Consider the following 25,376-nt stretch of genomic DNA (forward strand, 5'->3'; position numbering starts at 1 on the left):
CAGAAACCTTCGTAACTTATTAATAATATGAGCATCTATTAATACTGAATAAACTAACAAAGGTTATCGCCTATGTCATAATTCTGTTTTTCATTCACTATAAAGACAACCAACTGGAAAGTGAAGCAGCGGCCGCTAAACTGCAACTTGCTTCGGTTAAAGGCAATATTTCAGCGGCTGTATGGAAAGCATTGCAGATAGATGAGGCCCCGTCTACTGGCTTATCAGCTTAAAACCTCAATATTTCCATCCAAATGCGGCGGCAAATCGTTAATATTGTCGACTAAATTCATATACATTAATGTCATTCAACTACCGGCGCATCATTATTAAAATAGGTTCGAACGTAATTACCCGTGCAGATGGCCTGCCGGATGTAGCACGTATTGAGCATTTAGTTAACCAGATAGCCGAAATAAAAAAGCAGGGTAAGGAAGTTATTTTAGTATCATCGGGTGCGGTTGCATCGGGCCGAAGTTTGATAAATATTTCAGAAAAGTCTGATGCAGTGGCTGTAAGGCAGTTATTAGCTTCAATCGGCCAGGTAAAACTCATTAACACTTATGCTCACTTATTTGAAAAGTTTAAGATCCTTTGTTCGCAGGTATTGGTAACCAAAGAGGATTTTCGCGACAGGTTACATTACCTGAACATGCGCAATTGCCTGGAGATATTACTGCAGCACCGGGTAATACCCGTAATAAACGAAAACGATGTGGTATCGGTTACCGAGTTGATGTTTACCGATAACGATGAACTGGCCGGGTTAATAGCCTCCATGTTAAACGCGCAGGCCCTCATTGTATTAACCAATGTTGATGGCATTTATACCGGCGACCCCAAACTGGAAACCTCCGCGGTAATTACCGAAGTTAATGATGCCGGGATTGATTTTTCATCGTTCGTAAGCACAGGGCGTTCGCAGTTTGGACGCGGCGGAATGATCACCAAATCAACCATAGCGCATAAGGTTGCTAAGCTGGGCATAGCGGTACACATCGCTAATGGCACCAAAGAAAATATCCTGATAGATGTATTGGATAACAAAGTGGTGCATACCCGCTTTACTCCTACCAAAAAAGCGTCGGGTAAAAAGAAATGGCTGGCCCACTCAGAAAACGCGGCAACCGGTGTTGTACAGGTTAACGAGGGCGCCAAAACAGTGCTTATTTCCAGTAAGGCGTCCAGTTTGCTGCCCGTAGGCATTATTAGTATAGTATCAGATTTTAAAAAGGGCGAGATCATTAAAATAGTTGACGAGAATAACAAAACAATAGGCTTGGGCCTGGCCGAATATGGATCTGACAAAGCCCGGGAACTTACAGGCAAAAAGAACCAGAAGGCACTGGTGCATTATGATTACCTTTATTTACAAGGATAACAATGAACTACAAACAATATTTTGAGAACGCGTTAATAGCCGGCCGAAGTGCGGCTCTGTCACCTGCTGCAATAAATAAAGTGCTACTTGATGTAGCAAAAGCTGCCATTGAACAAACAGATTACCTGCTGCAGGAAAACAAAAAAGACCTGGAGCGCATGGATAGCGCCGACCCCAAATATGACCGCCTTACCCTAACCGCCGACAGGATAAAAGATATATCAAAGGATATAGAAAGTGTTGCGGGGCTGGATAGCCCGCTTGGTAAAGTATTGTCTGAGAAAACCTTACCAAACGGGCTGTATATCAAAAAAGTAAGTGTCCCGCTTGGCGTTGTGGGTGTTATTTATGAGGCGAGGCCAAATGTTACTTTTGATGTTTTCGCGCTGTGTTTTAAAACGGGTAACATCAGCATATTAAAAGGTGGCAGCGATGCCGATTTTTCTAACCGGGCTATTATCAAAATTATCCACGGGGTTTTATCGGCACATCAGATCGATGTAAATACGGTTACACTTTTACCTGTAGAACGGGAAGCTACAGAAGCATTACTTAACGCTGTTGGCTTTGTGGATGTGCTTATCCCCCGGGGTAGCCAAAATTTGATCAATTACGTACGCGGTAACAGCAAAGTACCAGTTATTGAAACAGGTGCGGGTATAGTGCACACCTATTTTGACGAAACCGGCGATTTGGAAAAAGCCACAGCAATTATTGATAATGCCAAAACCCGCCGTGTTAGTGTTTGTAATGCTTTGGATTGCCTCATTATCAACAGCAAACGCCTTGGCGATCTGGTACATATTACAGAACCTCTTGCCAAAAAAGAGGTACAGATCTACGCCGATAAGAAAGCCTACGAAGTATTGGATGGTTTATACCCTGTCTCACTTTTAGAAGAAGCCAAACCGGAACACTTCGGAATAGAATTTCTGTCGATGAAGATGTCTATTAAAACGGTTGACAACCTGCAACAAGCTTTGAATCATATCGCTATCAACAGTTCTAAACATAGCGAGGCTATAATCTCTGAGGATGAACTCAATATAGAAACCTTTTTAAACCGGGTTGATGCCGCGGCCGTTTATGTAAATACTTCTACAGCTTTTACTGATGGCGCCCAGTTTGGCCTTGGTGCCGAAATTGGCATCAGCACACAAAAGCTCCACGCCCGCGGGCCGATGGGATTGGAGGAATTAACGAGTTATAAATGGATAGTTAAAGGGAGTGGGCAGATAAGGCAGTAATTATGCTATCAATTATTACACACCTGTTTTTTCCTGCCAGCCAGCAAATGGTTTTACGGTAGCACAGTTTGGCATACCATTTTTGCCGGTACCGGGCACGGTGGTTTCCAATTCTGCGCCCGCTGTTATTTGATCCCATATAATACCGGTTAGCGGTATTTTAAGCCGACCGCTCCAGCCGCCACCACCTGCGTACGATCCAATGTCCAGGTAAATAAACCTGCTGCCTATCGGCCCCTGCACAAACGGCCCGCGAAAATCGGGCAGATCATGCATATCCGGAGTGCCTTTTATTTCTATCGACAATTGAAAATAGAGATCATCCCCTATTGATCGTTGTACCTGCACGGGCTCATAATTGGAGCCTGAACCTTTTTGCAAAGAGTAGATTAGGTTTAAGGGCGGTTTTTCGAGGGTAATGCCCAGGGTAATACTATTGTCATTGGAGGCCATACTATGATACGGTATAAACGGGTGTTAATATTTGAAAATAAAGATAAGATTAACTTATAATATTAGTTATGCATATTGTGCCCACTGTGAACCGCGCCTTCACAATTCAATATAAAAAATTCATCAAAATAACCCTCCGCGTAGTTTTAGGGTTCATCGCCTTTGTGGCACTGTACCTGTTTGCAGCTTGGAGCATATCTAGATCACTGTCTCTGCAGAGCCCCCCGTTCCCATCTTCATTTTACCATCCTCTGACCCAAGCTATAAACACCATAAACACTAAAACCTTATCTTTGCACCCAATATGAGTAAGCACGGTAGGATATTAGTGGCAATGAGTGGCGGAGTTGATAGTTCTGTAGCGGCAGTAATGCTGCATGAACAGGGCTATGAGGTCATAGGCCTTACCATGAAAACCTGGGACTACGCCGCAAGTGGTGGCAGTTCAAAAGAAACCGGCTGCTGCAGTTTGGATAGTATTAACGATGCGCGTGCTTTGGCCGTTGGCTATGGTTTCCCGCATTATATTCTGGATATCCGCAATGAGTTTGGCGATTTTGTTATCGATAACTTTGTTGACGAATACCTTGCCGGCCGTACCCCTAACCCCTGTGTGCTGTGCAATACCCACATTAAATGGGAAGCCCTTTTAAAACGTGCCGATAAACTGGATTGCGAATTTATTGCTACCGGCCATTATGCCAACATCCGTTTGCAGGATAGCGGCCGTTACGTAATATCAAAAGGTAAAGACGAGAACAAAGATCAGTCATACGTACTTTGGGGCGTATCGCAGCAAAACCTGGCGCGTACCAAATTCCCTTTAGGCAGTTTTTCAAAGCCCGAAATAAGGCAGATGGCGGTTGATATGGGTCAGCTGGAACTGGCGGGTAAAAGCGAAAGCTATGAGATCTGCTTTGTGCCTGATAACGACTACAGGGCATTTCTACGTCATAAAGTAGAAGACCTTGACGAACGTGTAGGCCCTGGCAACTTTGTACTTACCGATGGCACCATAGCAGGCAAGCACCTGGGTTATCCTTATTATACCATAGGCCAGCGTAAAGGCTTAGGCATTGCTTTGGGCAAACCCATGTTCGTTACCAAAATTCAGCCCGAAACAAATACCGTTGTTTTAGGCACTATTGAAGAACTGGAAAAGAAAGAAGCCTGGGTACGTAACCTTAACCTGGTTAAATACGATAAAATTACCGAGCCATTGGAAGCCGTGACTAAAATACGCTACAAAGATGCCGGTACCGAAAGTAAGATAGTACAGATAGGCGACCACATGAAGGTGTCGTTCGACCACATGGTATCGGGCATTGCACCGGGCCAGTCAGCGGTATTCTATGAAGGCAACGACCTTTTAGGCGGCGGTTTTTTGATTTAATTTTCTTTTTGTCAAATCTTTTTCACCCTCTTTACGTAGTAGAGAGGGTCGGCCAGCGAAGCGTAGTCGGGATGAGTGAAATGTCGGCAAATACTCATCTTGAAAACATTTTTATTACTACCCGCTTTACTACATTTACAACCCAACAAAAAAACAAATTTGCGTTTCTAATGCATTTTATGTTTTCTTTGCAAAAAAACACACGCTTAAATGGCTAAAAATTTACTGATTGTTGAGTCACCGGCGAAAGCCAAAACCATTGAAGGATACCTGGGAAAGGACTTTACCGTAAAATCGAGCTACGGCCATATTCGCGATCTTGTAAAATCTGAAGATGCTATAGATATCAACAATAATTTCTCACAAAGGTACGAAGTACCTGCAGATAAAAAGCAGGTAGTGAGCGAGTTAAAGAAATTAGCTAAAGAAGCAGACATTGTATGGCTCGCTTCCGATGAGGACCGCGAGGGAGAAGCCATATCATGGCACTTATTTGAAACTTTAGGACTAAAAGAGCCGGATACCCGCCGCATTGTTTTCCATGAGATAACAAAGCCGGCTATTATGAAGGCTATAGAAAATCCGCGTAAAATAGATTACAACCTGGTAAATGCACAACAGGCCCGCCGTGTTTTAGACAGGCTGGTGGGTTTTGAGCTATCACCTGTTTTGTGGAAAAAAGTTAAACCATCACTTTCTGCAGGTCGTGTACAATCTGTAGCTGTACGTTTAATTGTTGACCGCGAACGCGAGGTAAATAAATTTAAAGCAGAGGCTGCTTTTAAAGTAGTGGCCCTGTTTGGCAAAGGCAAAGATGCATTTAAAGCCGAATTGCCCGAGCGTTTTAGCAAGCAGGAGGATGCCGAGCAATTTTTACAGGATTGTATCAAGGCTATTTTCGAGATAAAATCATTAGAAACCAAACCCGCCAAACGTTCACCGGCAGCGCCCTTTACTACATCTACCTTACAACAGGAGGCAAGTCGTAAACTGGGTTACTCGGTAGCACGTACCATGCAGGTAGCGCAAAGGTTGTACGAATCCGGTTATATCACTTACATGCGTACCGATTCGGTAAACTTATCTGATACGGCATTAGATGCTGCTCAAAAGGAAATTGTATCTGCCTACGGCGATAAATACCATCAGCATAGAAAGTATAAAACCAAAAGCGCAGGTGCGCAGGAAGCTCACGAGGCCATACGCCCTACTTACTTCAATAACCATACTATTGATGGCGAAAGTAACGAAAAACGCCTGTACGAACTGATCTGGAAACGCGCTATTGCATCGCAAATGAGTGAAGCGCAATTTGAAAAAACCGTTGCAAAGATCAGTATATCAACACGTAAAGAAGACCTTGTTGCTAACGGAGAGGTAATGAAGTTTGATGGTTTCCTGAAAGTTTACCTGGAAGGCAGCGATGAGGATGAGGACAACCAAACAGCAGATGGCGATAACGCAATATTGCCGCCATTAAGCAAAGGGCAGATCTTAGACTTGCAGGAATTATCGGCTACTGAAAGATTTTCGCGCCCGCCTGCACGTTATACCGAGGCCAGCCTGGTAAAAAAATTAGAAGAATTAGGTATAGGTCGTCCATCAACCTATGCCCCTACCATATCTACCATACAAAACCGCGGATACGTGGTAAAGGAAGAACGTGAAGGCCGCCAAAGGAACTTCCGCATGCTAACACTTAAAGGCGGTAACATCGTCAAAGAAACCAGGATAGAGAATACCGGTGCCGAGCGTGGTAAATTATTCCCTACCGATATTGGCGCTGTGGTGAATGACTTTTTGGTACTGCATTTTCAGGGCATTGTTGATTTTAACTTTACTGCCAGCGTTGAAAAACAGTTTGACGAAATAGCCCAGGGCCTGCAGGACTGGACAAAAATGATCCGTACTTTTTACGATCCTTTCCACAAGGACGTACAAAGCACCATTGAAACGGCTGACAAGGCAACCGGCGAACGCGAATTAGGTGTACACCCGGAAAGCGGTAAAAAAATGTCGGTACGTATTGGCAGGTACGGCCCGTTTGTACAAGTTGGTGAAAACCCGACAGACGAAAGCGAGGAAAAACCCCTGTATGCAAGCCTGCGTACAGGCCAAAGTATAGAAACTATAAGCCTGGAAGAAGCGCTTGAACTATTCAAACTGCCAAAAGTTGTTGGTGAGTATGAAGGTAAAGTGATGAAGGTGGCTATTGGCAGGTTTGGCCCATATATTAGCCACAACAGCGCGTTTGTTTCTTTACCAAAAGAGATAGACCCGTTAGATGTTACCGAGGAACAAGCTATTGAACTGATTGAGGCGAAGCGTAAAAAAGATGCAGAGAAGTTAATAAAGGCTTTCCCGGAAGACGAAACCGTAAAAGTTTTAAACGGTCGTTGGGGGCCATATATTGAATTTGGTAAACTAAACGTTAAAATACCAAAGGATATCACAGACCCGCTAACGCTTACATACGAACAATGTAAAGCATTAGCCGACGCGATGCCAAAAGATGCCAAGAAAGGGCGTTTCGGTAAAACGGCCGCTGCTGCAAAACCGGCCGCTAAAAAAGCACCGGCAAAGAAAAAAGCGGTTGCGAAAAAAAAGTAAGTTATTAGTTGATTGAGTGAATGGTGGGTGGTTTTAGAATATTCAACTATTCACCCAATCAGCTTAATCAACCACTCACTAATACAAAATGATTAAAGACCTCCCCCCTAATGTGGTTAAAGATATAGCGGTTGCAGTAGCTTTAGAAGGCGAAAACCCCGAAAGCAAAGTTTGGTACGTGTACCTTATCAACCTTAAAAACGTGCCGCTGGAAAACGTGCTGGTAACTTCAAAAGGTTATGGCGAAAAAGATGGCGAACAGGTTAAAACTTCTATCCTGCGCCACTCATTCCCGCTTATTGAGGCAAACTCTTATAAACTTATTGAACCTATTGACGAGCAAACCTTTGGATTGAACAACGAGTATTGGCTGAGCTATTATATCGGCAGGGAGATCTTCGATAAAAAGTTTATTTTTTTACCCGAAAGCATAGTCGACGATAATTTTATTAAGCTGCCTGTTGTAAACAAGCCAGGTGTAATGATCCGTTAATTGTTAAGACTATGCAGTTGGTGCATCGACTGCTTAAGATCGCTGTAAAGTTTCTTATATACCGGGAATATCTGGCTGTAAGTTGCATGCCCCTTATTATCAGGGGTTATCACTACCCTGTCTGTAGCTTCATTGTCCATTATCTTTTTAATATCGATATCCAACGCTTCCATAGCTAAATAAATAGCGCCTATAGCCGATGCATCATCAGATTGCAGCAGAACCAACTTTTTCCCGGTAATATCAGCAAGCAGCTGCACCCAGGTAGGTGATGATATAAACCCGCCACTTATTACAATTTCTTCTATAGTTTGGTTCGGATTTTCTACCGCGTTCAACACATCGTTCAAGGCAAAGCAGATACCTTCTAAAGCAGCCCTTAAAAAGTGTTGCTGCTGATGCTTAAAATTGATATTTATGAATGCCCCCGAGCTTTTGGCATCCCAAACCGGTGCCCGTTCGCCATATAAATAAGGTAAAAACACCAGGCCATCGCTGCCGGGCTTAACAGTATCTATCGCTTTAAATAGCTGTTTATAGCTATCATCGGTAACCGGCCCCAGCTTTAAAAAATCTTTCAGCAACCAGTTTACGGCGGCACCACCATTGTTTACCGCCCCGCCACAAATAAATGTATGGGCATTAAGCAGGTAATTAAAGGTCATGGCGCCGTAGTTATAAACCGGGACGTTGCTGCCTACCCTCACCGCACCGCTGGTACCAATAGTAAGCGCCCCAACACCGCCACGTACCGCGTTACCACCCAAGTTGGCACAGCAGCCATCGCTGGCGCCTATAACGAAAGCCGTTTCGGTACTGCTGCCAGGCAAAACATCTGCAGAAGCAACATACCGTTTGTAATCTGTATTAACAGGTGTTGAAAGTTTTGAAAAATCTATGCCGGCTAAAGCGCATGCTTTATCATACCACTTTAAATCTAAAATATCAAACAACCCCATGGCCGAAGCAATGGAGTAATCCACTTCAAAAGCACCAAACAGTTTAAACCAAACATATTCTTTTACCGATATAAACTTATGGGCGTTATTAAACAATTTTTTATCATTTTCCCGCAACCAAATTAGCTTGCAAAGTGGCGACATAGCATATATGGCGGTACCTGTGTGTTGATAAATATCCTCGCCCTGGGCAGATTGACGGATATTTTGGGCAATATCCCCACTTCGGGAATCGGACCAAAGCATAGCATCGGCCAGTGCGTTACCATCCTCATCTACAGGCATAATGCTATGCATAGCGCTGCTAAAGCTAATAGCTATAGGGGCTTGCTTAAGGTTGGTATGTATTTTGCTAATGCAGTTTACAAATGCCTGCCATATCAGTTCGGGGTTTTGCTCGCTGTAGCCAGGCTTAGGATTATTGGTTGTATAATAACTTTGAGCGGTAGCAATGGTTTTACCATTAATATCAACCGCTACTGCTTTTGTACTGCCTGTGCCTAAATCAATACCAACAAAGTAATTTTGCATAAACATGAAACCTATTTTAACAGGATGCGTAAACTTAGCAGAAGATATTGGAAAATATAATCACAATGGCTGTATTTGTTAACATTTATAGTGTAATTTGGAGAAATTAAATTTACTAACGAATAATTAAGTATACTTTTAGATAAAAAAATATTATCCAATAACTTAATATTATTAGCAGTCATATAAAATATATTATACTGGTTTTGACCAAAAAAGTTAACCATAGTAATTATTTTTAGCGTTTTTGATTTTAAACTATCATATTTATAACCCGAAACACGAATTAGAGTCGGCATGAAAAAAACTTTACTGATTGTTGATGACGATTTGAGTATTTTAAAGCTACTCAACTTTATACTATCAAAAGACTACGAAATAGTTGTAAAGAACAACGGTATTGAAGCTTTTAGCTGGTTAGAAGATGGGAACATGCCTAAACTAATTATCTCTGATTTACAAATGCCATATTTTGACGGTCAATCGTTTATTAAGAATGTAAAGATAAGTGGCTTCTACCGCGACATTCCTGTTATATTACTCTCGGCAGCATATGACCTGGATGAACAAGTAGCTAAGATGCCATTTAAAGTGGAGGCGCATATAGCCAAACCATTTAACCCAACAACCTTAAAAACGGCTATTAATAACGCATTACAAGTTTATGACGAACAAAACAGCAACTGATTGGAACGAAAATTCTAATTCCCAGATCAGGATTGCATATGCAGGTTTGGAATTGAAGGACTTGATTGCTAATGACCTGTCAAGTTATTTCCGTATAGATTTTAGTAACACGCTTACAGACCTGGAAGATCATTTGGGGAATCAATCTATACTAACCATTCCTGATATTATTTTAGTTGAGGTTGATAAGGATGAGCAATGCTTTAAACTGGTTGACCGTTTAAGGCAAAACTTTTTACTAAACGGATTGATCATCGTAATGCTATCAACCCGTAAGGATAAAAAACTTGTGCAAAAAGCAATGCAGCTAAAACTGCACGACTTTTACACATACCCTTTCTCTACATCAGACCTGCGCGAAAGATTAAACTTCCTGGTTAAATTCAAGTTGATAAGGCCAAAACTGGTAGAACTTTCAAAAGAGGTTGATATTACCTATAGAATGCCTTTTGGCAAACGCTTTCTTGATTTGCTTATAGCCGGTGGCATGTTTATTTGTCTTTTACCCATAATGGCTATTGTGGCCATCGCCGTAAAAATAGATTCAAAAGGGCCTGTATTTTATAAAAGTAAACGTGTGGGTACCGGTTATAAAGTATTCGATTTTTACAAATTCAGGAGTATGCGTACAGATGCCGACCAGCAGCTGGCACAAATGGCAATTGAAAACAATCAATACGCAGCAGAAGAATCGGGCTCGTCTAAAGCAGCCTTTGTTAAAATCAAAAATGATCCCAGGATAACAAAATTGGGGAATTTTTTACGCAGCTCCAGTTTGGATGAATTACCACAGTTGTTTAATATCATAAGAGGCGATATGTCTGTAGTAGGTAATAGGCCACTACCGGTTTACGAAGCCGAGATGCTTACTTCTAACGAATGGTCTATGCGTTTTTTAGGCCCGGCAGGTTTAACCGGCTTATGGCAGATAAGCAAACGGGGTAAAGAAGACATGTCTGAAAGGGAACGTAAAAAACTTGATAATTTTTACGCGCAAAAATATTCGCTATGGCTCGACCTGAAAATTATTTTGGGTACGGTTCCTGCCTTGTTTCAAAAAGAGAAAGTATAATTAATGCACAGCAAATTGAAAAAACTTACCATCCTAATACTCTTTATCATAAGTACCACAGCCCTGCATGCGCAGGAGTCATTTATTACCGAGGTTTCTTATCCATTTCTTGATAAATTAATAGCCACAGCTAAACAAAATTACCCTGAAGTAAAAATACGGCAAGCCCAGACAAATGCCGCCAAAGCGGCGCTTACACAATCAAAGGTAATGTGGCTTGACGCGTTCACGGCATCGTATATTTACAGCCCCAGAAGTTCGTTTAATTTAAGTAATCCTACTTTTTTTAACGGTTATCAAATAAGCATCTCTGTTAATCTGGGTAGTTTACTTTCAAAACCTTTTGCAACACGCAGCGCTAAAGAGGCGGTTAATGTGGCGCAATACCAGCAACAACAATATAATTTAACTGTTGAGGCTACAGTAAAGCGGCTTTACTTTACCTATCTTGAGGCACAGGCAGACCTGCGCAACCGTGCAAGGGCTGTTGTAGACGGCGAAATCGCGGTTAAACAATTAAAGTACACCTTTCAAAAAGGAGAATCTTCTTTTCACGATTATAACGAAGCTTTAACGAGTTTATACAATCAAAGTTCATTCAAAGTACAAAGCGAACTGGCTATGCTTACAGCAAAAGCTAATCTTGAAGAAATTTTGGGTACTAAATTAGAAGAAGTTAAATAGCACCATGGAGTTAGGAAATTTTTTTAAACTTTTATGGAAACACAAAAACCTGCTGATCATTATTCCGCTGGTTACAATTATTGTTTCCTTTTTTTTAGTAAAAAATCTTGCGGATAAATATATATCGAGCGCGCAAATAGCAACAGGTATTATTGATGAATCGCGCCATTTATTGGATGCAGACCAATCAGGCGCCAAAGAGCAATCAATTGCCCACGAGTTTAGTAACCTGATAGAAATAATGAAGCTTAAAACGCTCATTAATCAGGTATCCTACCAGTTGATCTTGCATGATCTTCAGCAACCTGTTCCGTTTAGACAGCCCAGCAAGTTATTTTTAAGTATGAACGATGCAGCCCGCAAGCATGCTATTGAAGTATTTACTGATAAATTTAAAAAACGCGAATCCCTATCCTACTACAATAAGGATGAAAACGGTTTAAACGAGCTTTTGCGATCAATGAAATATGACGAACGATCGCTCCGGAAAGCCATGTACATGAACCGTGACGAGGATAGCGACTTTATTTCTGTTTACTATGAATCTGAAAACCCCCAGCTATCAGCCTTTGTGGTAAATGTGCTGTGTAAGGAATTTATTGATTACTACACGCATACCGTAAAGCAAAACGAAACAGACGCGGTAAATTACCTGTCAAAGCTTTTGGATGAAAAACGTAACGCGTTAAATACAAAAACCAACCAGCTGCAACAATACAAAATAAAGAATGGCATCTTAAACCTGGAAGAACAATCGAGATCGATATTTAACCAGATAATGGTTTTTAATGACCGTAAGCAGCAAGCACAAAGAGAAATATCATCATATGATGGCACTATCAAAAAAATTGATGATAAATTTGACCCAAAACAACGCAAATACATTGAGGCAAGCGTAAGTAAATTCAATCAGGATATTGTTAACTCGCAAGATCAGCTTCACTTACTTACCGATAAATATGTAAGCAGCGGTTTTAACCCTAAATTAAAACTCTCGATAGATTCAATATCTAACAAGCTTGCATCGCAAATAAACGAAACTTCGGATAAGTATATTACTAACCCTTTAACCGGGAAAGATGACCTGGTAAAACAAAAACTCATGCTTGAGGTATCAAGAGATTTGGCTAAATACAGTATCCGCGCTATAAGCAACTCATTAAATGACTTGAATGCCAAATTTAACCGGTTAGTTCCGTTTGATGCTACTGTAAAAACTTTCAACTTTGATATAGACATTGCCAGTAGAGAATATCTTGATATATTGAATAGATATAATCAAACCAACCTGCAGTCAACCTTTTCTATAAAGTTGCGCCAGATTGAGACAGCAACGCCAGATACTGCCGAACCATCTAAAAAAATGCTGCTTATTTTCTTGGGAGGTGTTGTCAGCTTCGTTTTCTGCGTAATTGTATTGTTTGGTATATTCTTTTTTGATGATAATATAAAAGAGCCGGGCGACCTTGTGAAACGCACACAACTGCCCCTTATTGGCCATTTAAATACTGTTACCGGCTCGCTTGATCTTAAAAAACTGTGGGATGTTGAGCACCGTGATAAAATGAAGCTGTTTAAAGAGCTCATTCGTTCTATCCGTTTTGAGATTGACCAGGAACTACGCGGTGAAAAAGTTTTAGGTATAACCAGCTTAGGCGATCATGAAGGTAAAACGGTTTTGGCCATTAGCCTGGCCTACTCTTATTCTATGATTAATAAAAAAGTATTATTGATTGATGGCAACTTTAACAACCCAACCATAAGTAACACCGTACAGCCCAAAGTATTTATTGAAGATTATTTTAAGAACAACCCCGACAATTACGAAGCGTTTAGCGCCTCAACAAACGTAATGGGTAACCATGGTGGCGATGTTACATTGCTGGAGGTAAGTGATGAAAACTTTATCCGCAGCAGGTTTAACGAGCTAAAGATGAAGTACGATATTATCATTATTGAAACGCCGCCACTTTCATCACTCAATAAATCAAAAGAGTGGTTGTTGTTTGCTAATAAAACCATTGCTGTTTTTGAAGCCAACGGGGATATTTCAAAATGGCAAAAAGACGATATCAATTACTTGAAAAGTCTTGAAGGAAAGTTTGCCGGTTGGGTGTTAAATAAAACCGATCCTAAAAAAGACAGGTTCTGATAAACTTCGGCAATATTTGCTTGCTATAAAACCTTTAACCCTTTAAAAAATGAGGATAAAACCAGCAGAGGATGAGGGCGATGTTTTTAAAGACCTTACCCCTCTTGAACAAAAAACACGCATAGCTTCAATTGTATTAGCATTTGTGGGTGTATTTGTTTGGGCGGTTAAAATTTTATTCTTCTAACAAAGCATTATATGCTTAATAACCAGGCGCAAAATAACGGCTTCATCATTAATTTCTTTCGAAAGTTATTTTCGGGCGAAATTTCTACGCTTAAAATGATCCTGCTGTTATTGCCTGCAGCACTTTTTATAGCGGTTGCCATAGCTATGGGCGGCGTAATTGCTGCAGGTGGCCTGCTTGTACTTTTTGTTGGTATCCCTTTGGTATTAGGCATAGTAGCCTATCCTATATTCGGAATAGCCGTATTAATGGTTGTTTCGTTCTTCCTTAACTATGTTTCAGAATTTGTGCCGGATAATACCCCAACCGGTATCATCCTGGATGCTATTACCTACTTGCTTATATTCGGCTTTTTACTAAAATTTAAATACAATAAGGACTGGAGCTACTTCCAAAACCCTATCAGCTATTTAATACTGGCCTGGTTGGCTTATAACTTCCTGGAGGCAATAAACCCAGCATCGCCATCAATACTGGCATGGGTATACACCGTGCGTACTGTAGGCATTATAATGCTTACGTATTTCATATTTATTTACCAGATACGCTCTGTAGCACATATTAAGCTTTTACTAAAACTATGGCTTGTACTTGCCTTCTTAGCAGCCCTATCGGGCTTTCAGCAAGAAAAATTCGGCCTTTTCCCATTTGAACAAGCCTGGTATTATTCAGACCCGGGGCGTATTAGCCTGTATTTGATTAATGGGCATTTACGTAAGGTGGCCATATTTCCAGATCCTGTTACCTTTTCATATAATATGGTTGTGGCTGCTTTGTTATGCCTGTGTATTATATTTACCAAAATTAAAACTTATAAAAAGGTAATACTCGCCTGTATGATACCCTTTTTTTTCCTGGTAATGATGTATTCGGGCACCAGGGGGGCATTTGTATTACCACCTGCAGCATTAGCCCTGCTGGCTGTTATGAATCTTAATAAGAGGATATTAATAACTGTTATTTGTGCAGGTTTTGCTTTAGGCATTTTAATATTTATGCCCACCTCCAATCCATCTATTAAACGCTTTCAATCAGCTTTTCGCCCATCAAAAGATGCGTCTTTTAATGTACGCGCCGAAAACCAAAAGCGCATACAGCCTTATATATTATCGCATCCTATTGGGGGGGGCCTGGGCTCGGTAGGTATATGGGGGCGGCGGTTTGCACCAAACTCTTATTTGGCGCAATTCCCGCCCGATAGCGGTTATGTAAGGGTCGCTGTTGAAATGGGATACATTGGTTTAATACTGTTTTGTATTTTAATGTTTGTAATATTAAAAACAGGTATTAATAACTACTACCTTATAAAAAACCCCGAACTTAAAGCCTATTGTTTAGCAATGGTATTAATCATATTCGTATTTAATATTGGTAATTATCCGCAGCAGGCATTGATACAATATCCGTCAAATATTTTGTTCTATCTTGCATGTGCACTGTTAAGCGTAACTTTGAGATTAGATAGACAGGAAAGAAAAGCAAAAACTGATAAAAAGCTCGCTGAGTTAGCCGCCTGATAAAAATATAAATGTCATTACTAACTATAGTAAAATCAAATCCACGTTTAAAAAAGTTTGTGCACTGGCTTATTGTACAAACGCGCAGGTCTGCGCCAAGGCTATGGGTAAAGTGGTTTGTTAACCCCTTTTTACACAAACGGGGCAAGCGATCGGTTGTTAGGTTTTACTCAAGAATGGATGTTTTTCCGTTTAATAATTTCGAGCTCGGCGCCTATAGCGTAATAGAAGATTTTGCTGTCATCAATAACGGTGTTGGCGACGTCATTATAGGCCACCATACCGGTGTTGGCTTAAGTAATATTATTATAGGCCCGGTTACATTAGGCAACTATGTAACCATGGCGCAGCATGTTGTGCTATCCGGCCTTAATCATGGCTTTGAAGATGTTACCGTGTCACCCCGTTTACAAAAAGTTGTTACCAAACAAATTACCGTTTGCGATGATGTTTGGATAGGTGCCAACAGCGTAATTACAGCCGGTGTAACCATTGGTAAACACGCTGTTATTGGCGCGGGCAGTGTGGTTACAAAAGATATACCCGAGTACTGCGTTGCCGTTGGTAACCCTGCAAAGGTTATAAAAAAATATAATTTTAAAACCTCCACCTGGGACAGTGTTTAGCCGTATACAGCATATATGCCCTTTTTAAAAAAGATAATAAATAAACATACCCTGTCGTTGGCAACCAGCGCGGCCATGCCTTTAATAGGGATGCTATCGCTATCATTAATGGCGCATAACCTTTCTAAGGCTGGTTTTGGTAACTATATTTTCTTCCTCATCACATTTCTATTAGCCGATACTTTCCGCACAGGTTTTATGCAAACCTCACTTATTAAATATTACGCGGGTGCAAACAAAGGTAAAGCGATGAACATGGCGGGCTCAGCATGGTACGTTGGTTTTATTTTAACAGCAATAATTATACTGATAGACCTGTTGCTGTATTTGTTCTATAAAAACCCCAGCCCCGATGTTGAAGCTACCATTAAATGGTTTGGTATAATTTACCTGTGTACACTGCCATCGGCCATAGCATCATGGATCTTACAAGCCGAAGAACGCTTTGATAAGTTACTGCTGTTGCAAGTAGTAAACCAGGGTGGTTTTTTATTAATGCTGGTACTACTGATATTTTTTAAGCGCATAAGTTTTGATACGGTTATCTATAGTTATTTCGCTATTAATTTTGTTATCAGTTTAATCACCATTTTTATGGGGTGGGCCAAAATACATACGATTAAGTATAAAAGCCGCCAGGGAATGAGTGACCTTATACACTTTGGCAAATACAGCGTAGGCACCTCTATTGGCGCCTCCCTGCTTCGTAGTTCAGATACCTTTATTATAAAGCTCATGTTTCGGCCCGAAATGGTAGCCATTTATTATATGCCGCAGCGCCTGTTAGAAATATTCGAGATCCCTATCCGCGCGGGTGTATCTACCGCCCTGCCAGAACTATCTGCCGCTGTTTATCGTAAAAATGATGAGGAAGTGGTAGCTATTATGAAGCGATATGCCGGCATGCTTACGGTAATGCTTTTACCGGTAGCTATAGTATCTTTTATTATGGGCGGTTTTATATTCGATCTGTTATTTGGCCATAAATATGAGGGCACAGAATCAGTTAGCATCTTCCGCTTTTTTATATGTTATGTTATGCTAATGCCTATCGACAGATTTTTTGGCATTACGTTGGATATGATTGGCAAACCGCGTTTAAATATGATAAAGGTGGTTATTATGCTGACAGTGAACGTAGTTGGCGATTTTGTTGGGATACTGATATTTCATAGTCTTTACGCTGTAGCTGTCGCATCCTTATTCACATTTTTCTCGGGGGTGATATTTGGGTATTGGGCGCTTAAAAAGCATCTTAATTTTACTATCCGGGATATCTTTAGTTTAGGGTACAGTCAGTTAAAAGATGTGATCGCGCATTTATTAAAAAAGAATAAAACAGATAAAGTTGAGGTTTAATTTAAGATCAAAAGCAGGGTTAATATGGGTTTTATAGTATTTATTTTTTCGATAATTTTCACCCTTGTATTTATTTACCTGGGGATATATAGCCTTTACCTGTTTATATTCTCGGTTTTAGGTAAGCTAATAAAACTAAAGCCCCCTCCAACCGCTACTGCATACAGTAAATTTGTGATCTATATCTGTGCATATAAAGAGGATGAGATCATCCTGAATTCTGCCGCGCAAGCTTTAACCATCGATTACCCTAAAGATAAATTTCATGTCTGTGTTATTGCCGACTCTATGCAGCCGGAAACCATCCAAAAGCTAAAAACCATGCCCTTGCAGGTGGTTGAGGTTGTGTTTGAAAGCAGCACCAAATCAAAAGCATTGCATGCAGCTATAGCAGCCACACATCAGGATTTCGATGCTGCGGTGGTATTTGACATCGATAACGTAGCCGCGTCGGATTATCTGCACCAGATAAATAATTACCTGCACAATGGTAACCGCGTTATACAAGGCCATCGCATAGCAAAAAACACCGAAACGCCTGTGGCTATATTAGATGCCATAAGCGAAGAAATAAATAATCACATCTTCCGTAAGGCGCAGCAGGTATTCAAACTTTCGGCCGCCATAATTGGCTCGGGCATGGCGCTGAAGTTTAAGCTTTTTAAAGATACTATGGCGCAAATTGATGCCGTTGGTGGCTTTGACAAGGAAATGGGCCTGGTACTTACCCGCCAAAAGATCCATGTGGCTTACGCTGATAAAGCTTACGTGTACGATGAAAAAGTAAGCAACCCTGAAGTATTTAAAAAACAACGCCGCAGATGGTTGTCTGCCCAGTTCAACCTGTTAAAAACTTACGGATTAACCGGCTTTAAAGAATTGTTTGTGCATGGCAACTTTGATTACTTTAATGAGATCTATCAAACAGCTATACTGCCACGCATATTAATGCTGGGGTTAATGCCTTTAATGTTACTGATATCATTGCTATCACCAGGCATTGGGCCGGGCTGGCAATTATGGCTGGCTGCAACAGCTTGCTGCTATATTGGTATATTAGTTGCAGTGCCTGCAGGGTTCTTTAACAGTAAGTTGCTGGGTGCCATGCTTAAAATACCATTAATATTTTTCGCCATGCTTGCCTTGCTGTTCAAATTAAAGGGCGCTAACAAAAAATTTATTCATACACCACATAACCCGGGCACTAACTAATTATGGAAGTACAGCGGGTTATTGGATAATAGAATATACAAATCGTGAGATTAGCCGTGGTATTAAAGCGGCTAAGGGTAAATAAACGTCGCTGCAAACTAAGAACTTGCTAAATAAGGGCGTTGCCTGCGGCCCGGGCTTTACGCTTATATTGCACGGGCATTAGCCACAAGGCCGGTATCCGCTCCTATCCCCAACGCAGGGAAGCCTCATCCAACCCTCTCCGAAGGAGAGGGCTATAATCCCTCCGCAATTAAACGGATTTGCGGGATTTTTTTCCCCGTCGGCAAAACAGCTTCGGCCGAAGCCGGGCAGAACAATGGCGGTCTGGAGCGCGGCCGGGGCATAGAAAATTTTGCTGAAGCGGTGGTCAAGAGCGAACGCCAGTGGGGCAAAAGATTCCAGCCCGTGGTTCTGCGCGGTTTGCAGGGCAAGGCCTGGTGCGGCAAAGAAGCCTTTTTGCCGACTTGATTTTTTGTTACTTTTCGATCAAGCAAAAAGTAAAAGCCCTCCCGCGGCGATTGAGCGGACCGATTAATAGCTTACACTTAACATGAGAGATAACGGGATCGCTAAGTATGTTTGCAACATGCCTAAAGAGATTGCTTCGTACCTCGCAATGACGGATAGTGTTATACAAAAGCTCAAAGCAGCTTCCCAATCTCCCAATGATGTCCGTACGGGTCAATAAAATGTCCCAAACGATAACCATAAGGCTGATCAGCAACCGGGTAAACTGTTTTGATTCCTGCTGCTACGGCGCGTTCGGCTAAAGCATCCGGGTTTTCTACCATCAATCCAATCCGCACACTTATCCCGCCCAATATTTCCGGCCCGAAATTGCCATGAGTGGGCGAAGCATCCGCAACAACAATACGCGCGCCTTCAATAGAAAGTTCCGCTACGGTTGAGCCATCCGGGTCGGTATTGCCCGCTATTACAACAGCGCCAAAAGCTGTTTTGTAAAATTCTATAGCAGCCGCGCCATTACTCACACTTAAAGTAGGGATAATAAAACTTTGCATAACCAATTGATTTATAATATAAACGTATCAAAAATAACCGGCATTAATGTGAGCAAATATATTTTCAGCGGTATGCTAATCTGCCAAAAGTTTTATAAATTCATAGCAATTTACCAACCTGTCTATGAATTACCTTTCCAACCTTTTCCTTTCTCGAAGAGGGCAAATTATTGTATCTGTATCGCTCATACTTATTGCTTTGGTTATATATTTTGCCATGCAGCACCACCGCAATAATCAAAAAGTTGATGCGGCGTTTGGTCGGTATATAGAATCGTACACAACGGGCGTTATCTCCAAACAAAGTGGCATCCGCATAAAACTTGCCGGAGAAGTGCAGGTTGCCCACGCCCAAAACGAACAGTTGAAAGATGATATCTTCGATTTTTCGCCATCTATAAAAGGAAAGGCCTATTGGATAGATGACAGGACTATTGAGTTTCGCCCGGCAACTGCATTGAATGTAGATAAAAAATACAGTGCCGATTTTAACCTGGGCAAGATCATTAAAGTTGACAGCGATTTTGAGCACTTCAAATTCAGCTTCCAAGCCATTAAGCCCGATTTCAGTATAACCTTCGTAGGCTTGCAAAGCGAGAGCGCCACATCAGGCCAAAACATGAAACTGACCGGCAATATACAAACCGCCGATGGCGAAGATCAGGCAGGTGTTGAAAAGCTTTTAAGTGTTAGCTATGCCACGCCGGTAAAAGTAAGTTGGCAACATAATCCCATAGCAAAATCGCACCAGTTTACCATCACTAAAATAAACCGTACAACAACCGCCAACCCGCTAACTGTTAACTGGGATGGTGACAAACTGGATATAGATAAAAAGGGTAGCCAGGAATTCCGGGTGCCCGCATTAGGTGAGTTTAAAGTATTGGATATTAAAGCCGTACAGGATAATGACCAGTACGTAGCAGTGCAATTCTCCGACCCTATAATGGTAGGTCAGGAATTGAACGGATTAATAGGCATAACCAACTCGGCTAATCTTGCTTACACCATTGATGGCAGTGTTGTAAAGGTTTACGCACCCGAACGCCTGCAAGGCAATTTCAGTGTGTTTGTGAACGAGGGTGTAGAAGATATTTACCATAGAAAGATCAAAAAAGCATACATCGCCAATGTATTTTTCGAGAATCGCGAACCTGCGGTGACTATCCCCGGCAAAGGTGTGATACTGCCGGACTCGGGCAAACTGATGATGCCTTTTGAGGCGGTAAATTTGAGCGCCGTTGATGTAAGCATCATCAAGATCTATGAGAACAACGTGCCCCAATATTTCCAAAACAACGGTTTTGATGGCGGTTACGAATTGAGGCACGTGGGTAAACCAATTGTGCAGAAAACGATCCGTTTAGATACGGATAAGGGCCTGAATTTGGCGAAAAAGAACCGTTTTATGCTCGATGTTGACCAGTTAATGCGTGCCGAACCTGGGGCAATTTATCGGGTCATCATTGGTTTCAGAAAAGAGTACTCGTTGTATAATTGCAGCGCGGGCAAGCTCATCGCCAAGAATAACGAAGATAATGAATATGAGGAAAATGAATACAGTGGCGACAATATCAGCAAGGTAAACGACGAGGATGATGAGTTTTGGCAACGGTATGATAACTATTATCCCGAAAATTACAACTGGCAGGACCGTAATGACCCATGTACCGAATCCTACTTTAGTAAACAGCGTTGGGCTACCCGTAATATCATCGCATCAAACATTGGTTTGATAGCTAAACGCGGCAACGACAACAATATGATGGTTGCCGTAACCAACATCCTTAGCGCTGCCCCGATGAGTGGCGTTGAACTGGAACTACTTGATTATCAAAAACAAACAATCCTAAAAACCACATCTGATGGGGATGGCATGGCCACTTTTAACCTGAAACGTAAACCTTATCTACTGGTTGCCAAGAAAGGCAACGAACGCGGTTATTTAAAACTGGACGATGGCAGTTCCCTCCCGCTATCCCGCTTTAATGTGGGCGGCGAGCAGGTTCAAAACGGATTAAAAGGCTTCATTTATGGCGAGCGTGGCGTATGGCGCCCCGGCGATTCTATATTAACTACTTTTATACTGGAAGACAAGTTAAAAACCTTACCGGCAGACCACCCGGTAGAGTTTGAGCTGTATAACCCTAACGGGCAGCTATATCGCCGCTTAACCAAAACCAGTTCGGTCGATGGCTTTTACAGCTTCCATATTGCTACAGAAACTACCTCGCCTACTGGTAACTGGAATGCTAAGGTAAAAGTTGGCGGTGCCGTGTTCGAGAAGAAGATAAAGGTGGAAACCATTATGCCAAATCGTTTGAAACTAAAACTTGATTTTGGCGGCGCTACCGAACTAACCAAAGGCAGCGGTGCAAATGGCACACTGAACGCGCAATGGCTGTTTGGGGGTATTGCACAAAATTTAAAAGCCAAAGTTGATGCTTTCCTGTCATCACAAAAAACAAGCTTTAAGGGCTATGAGGATTATAATTTTGACGATCCTACCCTCGCCTTCAACACGCAAACCCAAACCGTTTTCGATGGCAAGCTAAATGAAAATGGTGCAGCTGCCATCAACACAGATATCAATGTAGAAAAACAAGCCCCGGGGCAGTTACGAGCTAACTTTGTGGTGAAAGTGTTTGAGCCGGGAGGCAACTTTAGTTTACAGCAGGCCAGTATGCCGTATAATGTTTATAATGGCTACGTGGGTATTAAAACACCAAAAGGCAGCGACCTGAGCGGCATGCTGGTTACCGATAAAACCCATGTAATTGAGATAGCCGATGTTGATACAAAAGGTAATGCCATGGCCGGCAGCCGCAGCGTTGAAGTGGAACTTTACAAGATCCAATGGCGTTGGTGGTGGGACGAAACAGGCAACGAGCTAAGCAATTTTACGCAAGACCGTTACAATAAACTTATAAAAACTGAAACCGTACAACTGGTTAATGGTAAAGGCAAATGGAACCTAAAAATTAACCAGGCAGACTGGGGCCGTTACCTTATCCGCATAAAAGACCCTGAAACCGGCCATTCAACTGGTAAGATCATTTATGCCGATTGGCCAAACTGGTCGGAACGATTACAGCAAACCGACCCTACCGAGGCAGCGATGTTATCTTTCACAGCCGATAAAACCAATTATAAAGTTGGCGAGGAAGCTACGCTTACCATACCTACTGGTGGCGACGGCAGGGCTTTGATCAGTTTTGAAAATGGCAGCAAGGTTTTAAAAACCGTTTGGATAGATACTAAAAAAGGCGAAACCCGCTACAGCTTCAAGATAGACGAAACCATGGCGCCAAACGTTTTTGTAAATGTTACCTTATTACAACGCCATGCCCAAACCGTTAACGATCTGCCTATACGTATGTACGGCGCTATCCCGCTAACGGTAGATAACCCCGAAACCATACTGAAACCGATCATTAGTATGCCGGATAAGATCCGCCCCGAAACACAATCGGCCATAACAGTATCCGAGGCATCAGGCAAGGAAATGACCTACACCATTGCCATTGTTGACGAAGGTTTGTTGGATATTACCAACTTTAAAACACCCGACCCGCATGAGGCGTTCTATGCCCGGGAAGCTCTTGGCGTTAAAACCTGGGACCTGTTCGATTATGTTATCGGCGCGTTTGGCGGTGGACTGGAACGCATCCTGAGTATTGGCGGTGACGGCACTAACGGTACCAACAAAAACGTAACGGTTAATCGTTTTAAACCTGTGGTAAAATTCCTGGGGCCGTTCCATTTGGGTAGCGGTGATAAGCAAACGCATAAATTTACTCTGCCGCAGTATGTAGGCTCGGTTAAGGCTATGGTTATTGCCGGGCACAATGGTGCTTATGGCACAGCAGAAAAAGCCGTAGCCGTTAAAAAGCCGCTAATGATACTGGCAACCTTGCCGCGTGTGCTTGGCCCATCAGAAAAGATCCAGTTACCGGTAACGGTGTTCGCAATGGAGAACAACATTAAATCGGTAAGCGTACAGGTACAATCGAACATGTTCAGCAATTTGGGGGGCAACAATACCAAGGTTGTTAAGTTTGCTAAAACCGGCGATCAGCTGGTAAGCTTTGACCTGGATGTTAAAGATTTTGTGGGCGTAGGCAAGGTGAAGATAATTGCCAAAAGCGGTGGTGAAACTGCTACTTACGATGTTGAATTGAACGTTCGTAACCCTAATCCACCGGTAACCCGCATTTTTGAGAAAGAATTAAAACCGGGCGAGTCGTACGCCGCTGCTTATAGTGCTATAGGCATAAACGGTACCAATAAAGCCACGCTGGAAGTAGCCAGCATCCCACCGTTAAATTTGGCTAAGCGGTTAAATTATCTCATTACTTATCCGCATGGATGCGTGGAACAAACTACGTCTTCGGCATTCCCGCAATTGTACTTAGGGCAATTATTTGATCTGTCGCCGAGGCAAAGGGCCGAAACTGAGCGCAATATCAAGCTAACCATTAACCGCCTTAACGGCTTTAGGGTACAGGGCGGTGGCCTAAGCTACTGGCCGGGCGATGGTACTGCCGATGAATGGGGAACTAACTATGCTGGTCACTTTATGCTGGCGGCACAAGCAAAGGGTTACAGTTTACCATCAGGCTTTATTGACGAATGGAAGCGTTACCAAAAACAAAAAGCGGTGAACTGGTCGCCAGATCCGCGAACCAATATCCACGGCTATTATTACTATACCGACCTGGTACAGGCATACCGTTTATACCTGCTTGCGCTATCCGGGTCGCCTGAGTTAGGCGCCATGAACAGGCTGCGCGAATACCAATATATCAGCGTTGAAGCACGCTGGCGACTGGCAGCGGCCTATAAACTGGCTGGTCAGCCGGAGATAGGTTTGCGCATGGTAGCAGGTTTACCAACTGATATTAAACCATACAACAGTATGTACGGCACTTACGGTTCTGATCTGCGGGACGAAGCCATGATCCTGGAAACCCTTACCCTATTGGGGCAGCAACAAAAGGCATCGGGCATGGTGCGCAGTGTGGCATCAAAACTATCGCAGGATAGCTGGTACAGTACCCAAACTACTGCTTACTCACTTATCGCGATAGCGCAATATTGCGGGGTGAACAAAGGTGGCGGCAAGCTGTCGTTCAATTATAATGCGGGTTCTGCAAAAGGCAACGTAAATTCAGCATCGTACCTGTGGCAGCAGGAACTGGCTGCTAATAGCGGCAAGGTTACGCTGAAAAACACCGGTACAAATAAGCTTTATGTGCGATTGATACAGCAAGGGCAACCATCATCAGGGCAGGACGTAAAAACTTACGTTAACCCGGATGTGATGCAAATGCGTGTGGCGTACTTTACGCTTGGCGGTAAACTTATCGACCCAACATCGCTTAAGCAAGGCAGCGACTTTGTGGCACAGGTAACTATCAAAAACCCGGGCAAGCGTGGCCGGTACGATAACCTGGCGCTTACGCAGATCTTCCCATCGGGATGGGAGATATTGAACAGCCGCATGCTGAATAATGACGAGGCATTTAAATCTTCTCCATCTGACTACCGTGATATCCGCGATGACCGGGTGAACACCTATTTCAGCTTAGTAGAAGGTAAAGAGGTAACTTATTATGTGATGCTAAACGCGGCTTACGCCGGTAAATACTATTTGCCTGCTGCATATTGCGAGGCCATGTATAACCATGATATTAACGCGCTGATAAAAGGGCAATGGGTTGAGGTGGTGAAATAAACAGATAATCAGTCTGTCATTTCGAACGAGGTACGAGGAGAAACCTTTTAC

The 25,376-nt window shown here is 42.3% G+C and carries 18 protein-coding genes; 15 read left to right on the forward strand and 3 right to left on the reverse strand.

Going from position 1 to position 25,376, the window contains the following annotated elements; genetic code table 11:
* The first annotated feature begins 301 nt into the window (after positions 1 to 301).
* Both proB and NPE20_RS05545 read left to right on the forward strand, forming a co-directional pair.
* Positions 302 to 1,381 (forward strand): glutamate 5-kinase, encoded by a 1,080-nt coding sequence (gene proB, locus NPE20_RS05540; protein WP_256537612.1) that lies wholly within the window; start codon positions 302 to 304, stop codon positions 1,379 to 1,381.
* Between the two features lie 2 nt (positions 1,382 to 1,383).
* Positions 1,384 to 2,628, forward strand: a complete 1,245-nt coding sequence (locus NPE20_RS05545) for a glutamate-5-semialdehyde dehydrogenase (RefSeq protein WP_256537613.1) — start codon at positions 1,384 to 1,386, stop codon at positions 2,626 to 2,628.
* A 15-nt stretch (positions 2,629 to 2,643) separates the two neighbouring features.
* Here NPE20_RS05545 and NPE20_RS05550 read toward each other — a convergent pair whose 3' ends face one another.
* Positions 2,644 to 3,081, reverse strand: a complete 438-nt coding sequence (locus NPE20_RS05550; RefSeq protein WP_256537614.1) for a DUF5990 family protein — start codon at positions 3,079 to 3,081, stop codon at positions 2,644 to 2,646.
* Positions 3,082 to 3,385: 304 nt separating this feature from the next.
* Here NPE20_RS05550 and mnmA point away from each other — a divergent pair, with 304 nt between their 5' ends.
* The 3 genes from mnmA to NPE20_RS05565 all read left to right on the forward strand — a co-directional run bounded on the left by mnmA (position 3,386) and on the right by NPE20_RS05565 (position 7,577).
* The gene (gene mnmA, locus NPE20_RS05555; protein ID WP_256537615.1) at positions 3,386 to 4,474 is read left to right on the forward strand and encodes a tRNA 2-thiouridine(34) synthase MnmA; all 1,089 of its coding nucleotides are present in this window, start codon (positions 3,386 to 3,388) and stop codon (positions 4,472 to 4,474) included.
* 210 nt (positions 4,475 to 4,684) lie between these two features.
* Entirely contained in the window at positions 4,685 to 7,084 is a 2,400-nt protein-coding gene (gene topA / locus NPE20_RS05560) for a type I DNA topoisomerase (RefSeq protein WP_256537616.1), read from the forward strand.
* 88 nt (positions 7,085 to 7,172) lie between these two features.
* The gene (locus NPE20_RS05565) at positions 7,173 to 7,577 is read left to right on the forward strand and encodes a hypothetical protein (protein ID WP_256537617.1); all 405 of its coding nucleotides are present in this window, start codon (positions 7,173 to 7,175) and stop codon (positions 7,575 to 7,577) included.
* Here NPE20_RS05565 and NPE20_RS05570 read toward each other — a convergent pair.
* Entirely contained in the window at positions 7,574 to 9,067 is a 1,494-nt protein-coding gene (locus tag NPE20_RS05570; RefSeq protein ID WP_256537618.1) for a gluconokinase, read from the reverse strand. The two genes, NPE20_RS05565 and NPE20_RS05570, sit on opposite strands and share 4 nt — an antisense overlap.
* A 297-nt stretch (positions 9,068 to 9,364) precedes the next feature.
* Here NPE20_RS05570 and NPE20_RS05575 point away from each other — a divergent pair, with 297 nt between their 5' ends.
* Genes NPE20_RS05575 through NPE20_RS05615 form a run of 9 tightly spaced genes read left to right on the forward strand, consistent with a single transcriptional unit; the run spans position 9,365 to position 18,563 of the window.
* Entirely contained in the window at positions 9,365 to 9,754 is a 390-nt protein-coding gene (locus NPE20_RS05575; RefSeq protein WP_256537619.1) for a response regulator, read from the forward strand.
* Positions 9,732 to 10,826, forward strand: coding sequence for a sugar transferase (locus tag NPE20_RS05580; protein ID WP_256537620.1), 1,095 nt, complete (start codon positions 9,732 to 9,734; stop codon positions 10,824 to 10,826). The genes NPE20_RS05575 and NPE20_RS05580 overlap by 23 nt, the downstream gene beginning before the upstream one ends.
* A 15-nt stretch (positions 10,827 to 10,841) precedes the next feature.
* Positions 10,842 to 11,510, forward strand: a complete 669-nt coding sequence (locus NPE20_RS05585; protein WP_256537621.1) for a TolC family protein — start codon at positions 10,842 to 10,844, stop codon at positions 11,508 to 11,510.
* A gap of 4 nt (positions 11,511 to 11,514) precedes the next feature.
* On the forward strand, positions 11,515 to 13,662 hold the full coding sequence (locus tag NPE20_RS05590) for an exopolysaccharide transport family protein (RefSeq protein WP_256537622.1): 2,148 nt from the start codon (positions 11,515 to 11,517) through the stop codon (positions 13,660 to 13,662).
* A gap of 49 nt (positions 13,663 to 13,711) precedes the next feature.
* Positions 13,712 to 13,849: a hypothetical protein gene (locus NPE20_RS05595; protein WP_256537623.1), complete on the forward strand. Its 138-nt coding sequence runs from the start codon at positions 13,712 to 13,714 to the stop codon at positions 13,847 to 13,849.
* A gap of 11 nt (positions 13,850 to 13,860) precedes the next feature.
* Positions 13,861 to 15,366, forward strand: a complete 1,506-nt coding sequence (locus NPE20_RS05600) for an O-antigen ligase family protein (RefSeq protein ID WP_256537624.1) — start codon at positions 13,861 to 13,863, stop codon at positions 15,364 to 15,366.
* Positions 15,367 to 15,377: 11 nt separating this feature from the next.
* Positions 15,378 to 15,992 (forward strand): acyltransferase, encoded by a 615-nt coding sequence (locus tag NPE20_RS26820; RefSeq protein WP_290427160.1) that lies wholly within the window; start codon positions 15,378 to 15,380, stop codon positions 15,990 to 15,992.
* 15 nt (positions 15,993 to 16,007) lie between these two features.
* Positions 16,008 to 17,351 (forward strand): lipopolysaccharide biosynthesis protein, encoded by a 1,344-nt coding sequence (locus tag NPE20_RS05610; RefSeq protein ID WP_256537625.1) that lies wholly within the window; start codon positions 16,008 to 16,010, stop codon positions 17,349 to 17,351.
* Between the two features lie 24 nt (positions 17,352 to 17,375).
* Positions 17,376 to 18,563: a glycosyltransferase family 2 protein gene (locus tag NPE20_RS05615; protein WP_256537626.1), complete on the forward strand. Its 1,188-nt coding sequence runs from the start codon at positions 17,376 to 17,378 to the stop codon at positions 18,561 to 18,563.
* 644 nt (positions 18,564 to 19,207) lie between these two features.
* Here the strand turns inward: NPE20_RS05615 and NPE20_RS05620 are convergent.
* Positions 19,208 to 19,588, reverse strand: a complete 381-nt coding sequence (locus tag NPE20_RS05620; RefSeq protein ID WP_256537627.1) for a VOC family protein — start codon at positions 19,586 to 19,588, stop codon at positions 19,208 to 19,210.
* A 124-nt stretch (positions 19,589 to 19,712) separates the two neighbouring features.
* On the opposite strand from NPE20_RS05620, the gene NPE20_RS05625 reads away from it, so the two are divergent.
* Entirely contained in the window at positions 19,713 to 25,325 is a 5,613-nt protein-coding gene (locus NPE20_RS05625; protein WP_256537628.1) for an alpha-2-macroglobulin family protein, read from the forward strand.
* The last annotated feature ends 51 nt before the right edge of the window (positions 25,326 to 25,376 follow it).

This window comes from Mucilaginibacter aquariorum, from assembly GCF_024498135.1.
In the GTDB taxonomy this organism is placed as follows: domain Bacteria; phylum Bacteroidota; class Bacteroidia; order Sphingobacteriales; family Sphingobacteriaceae; genus Mucilaginibacter; species Mucilaginibacter aquariorum.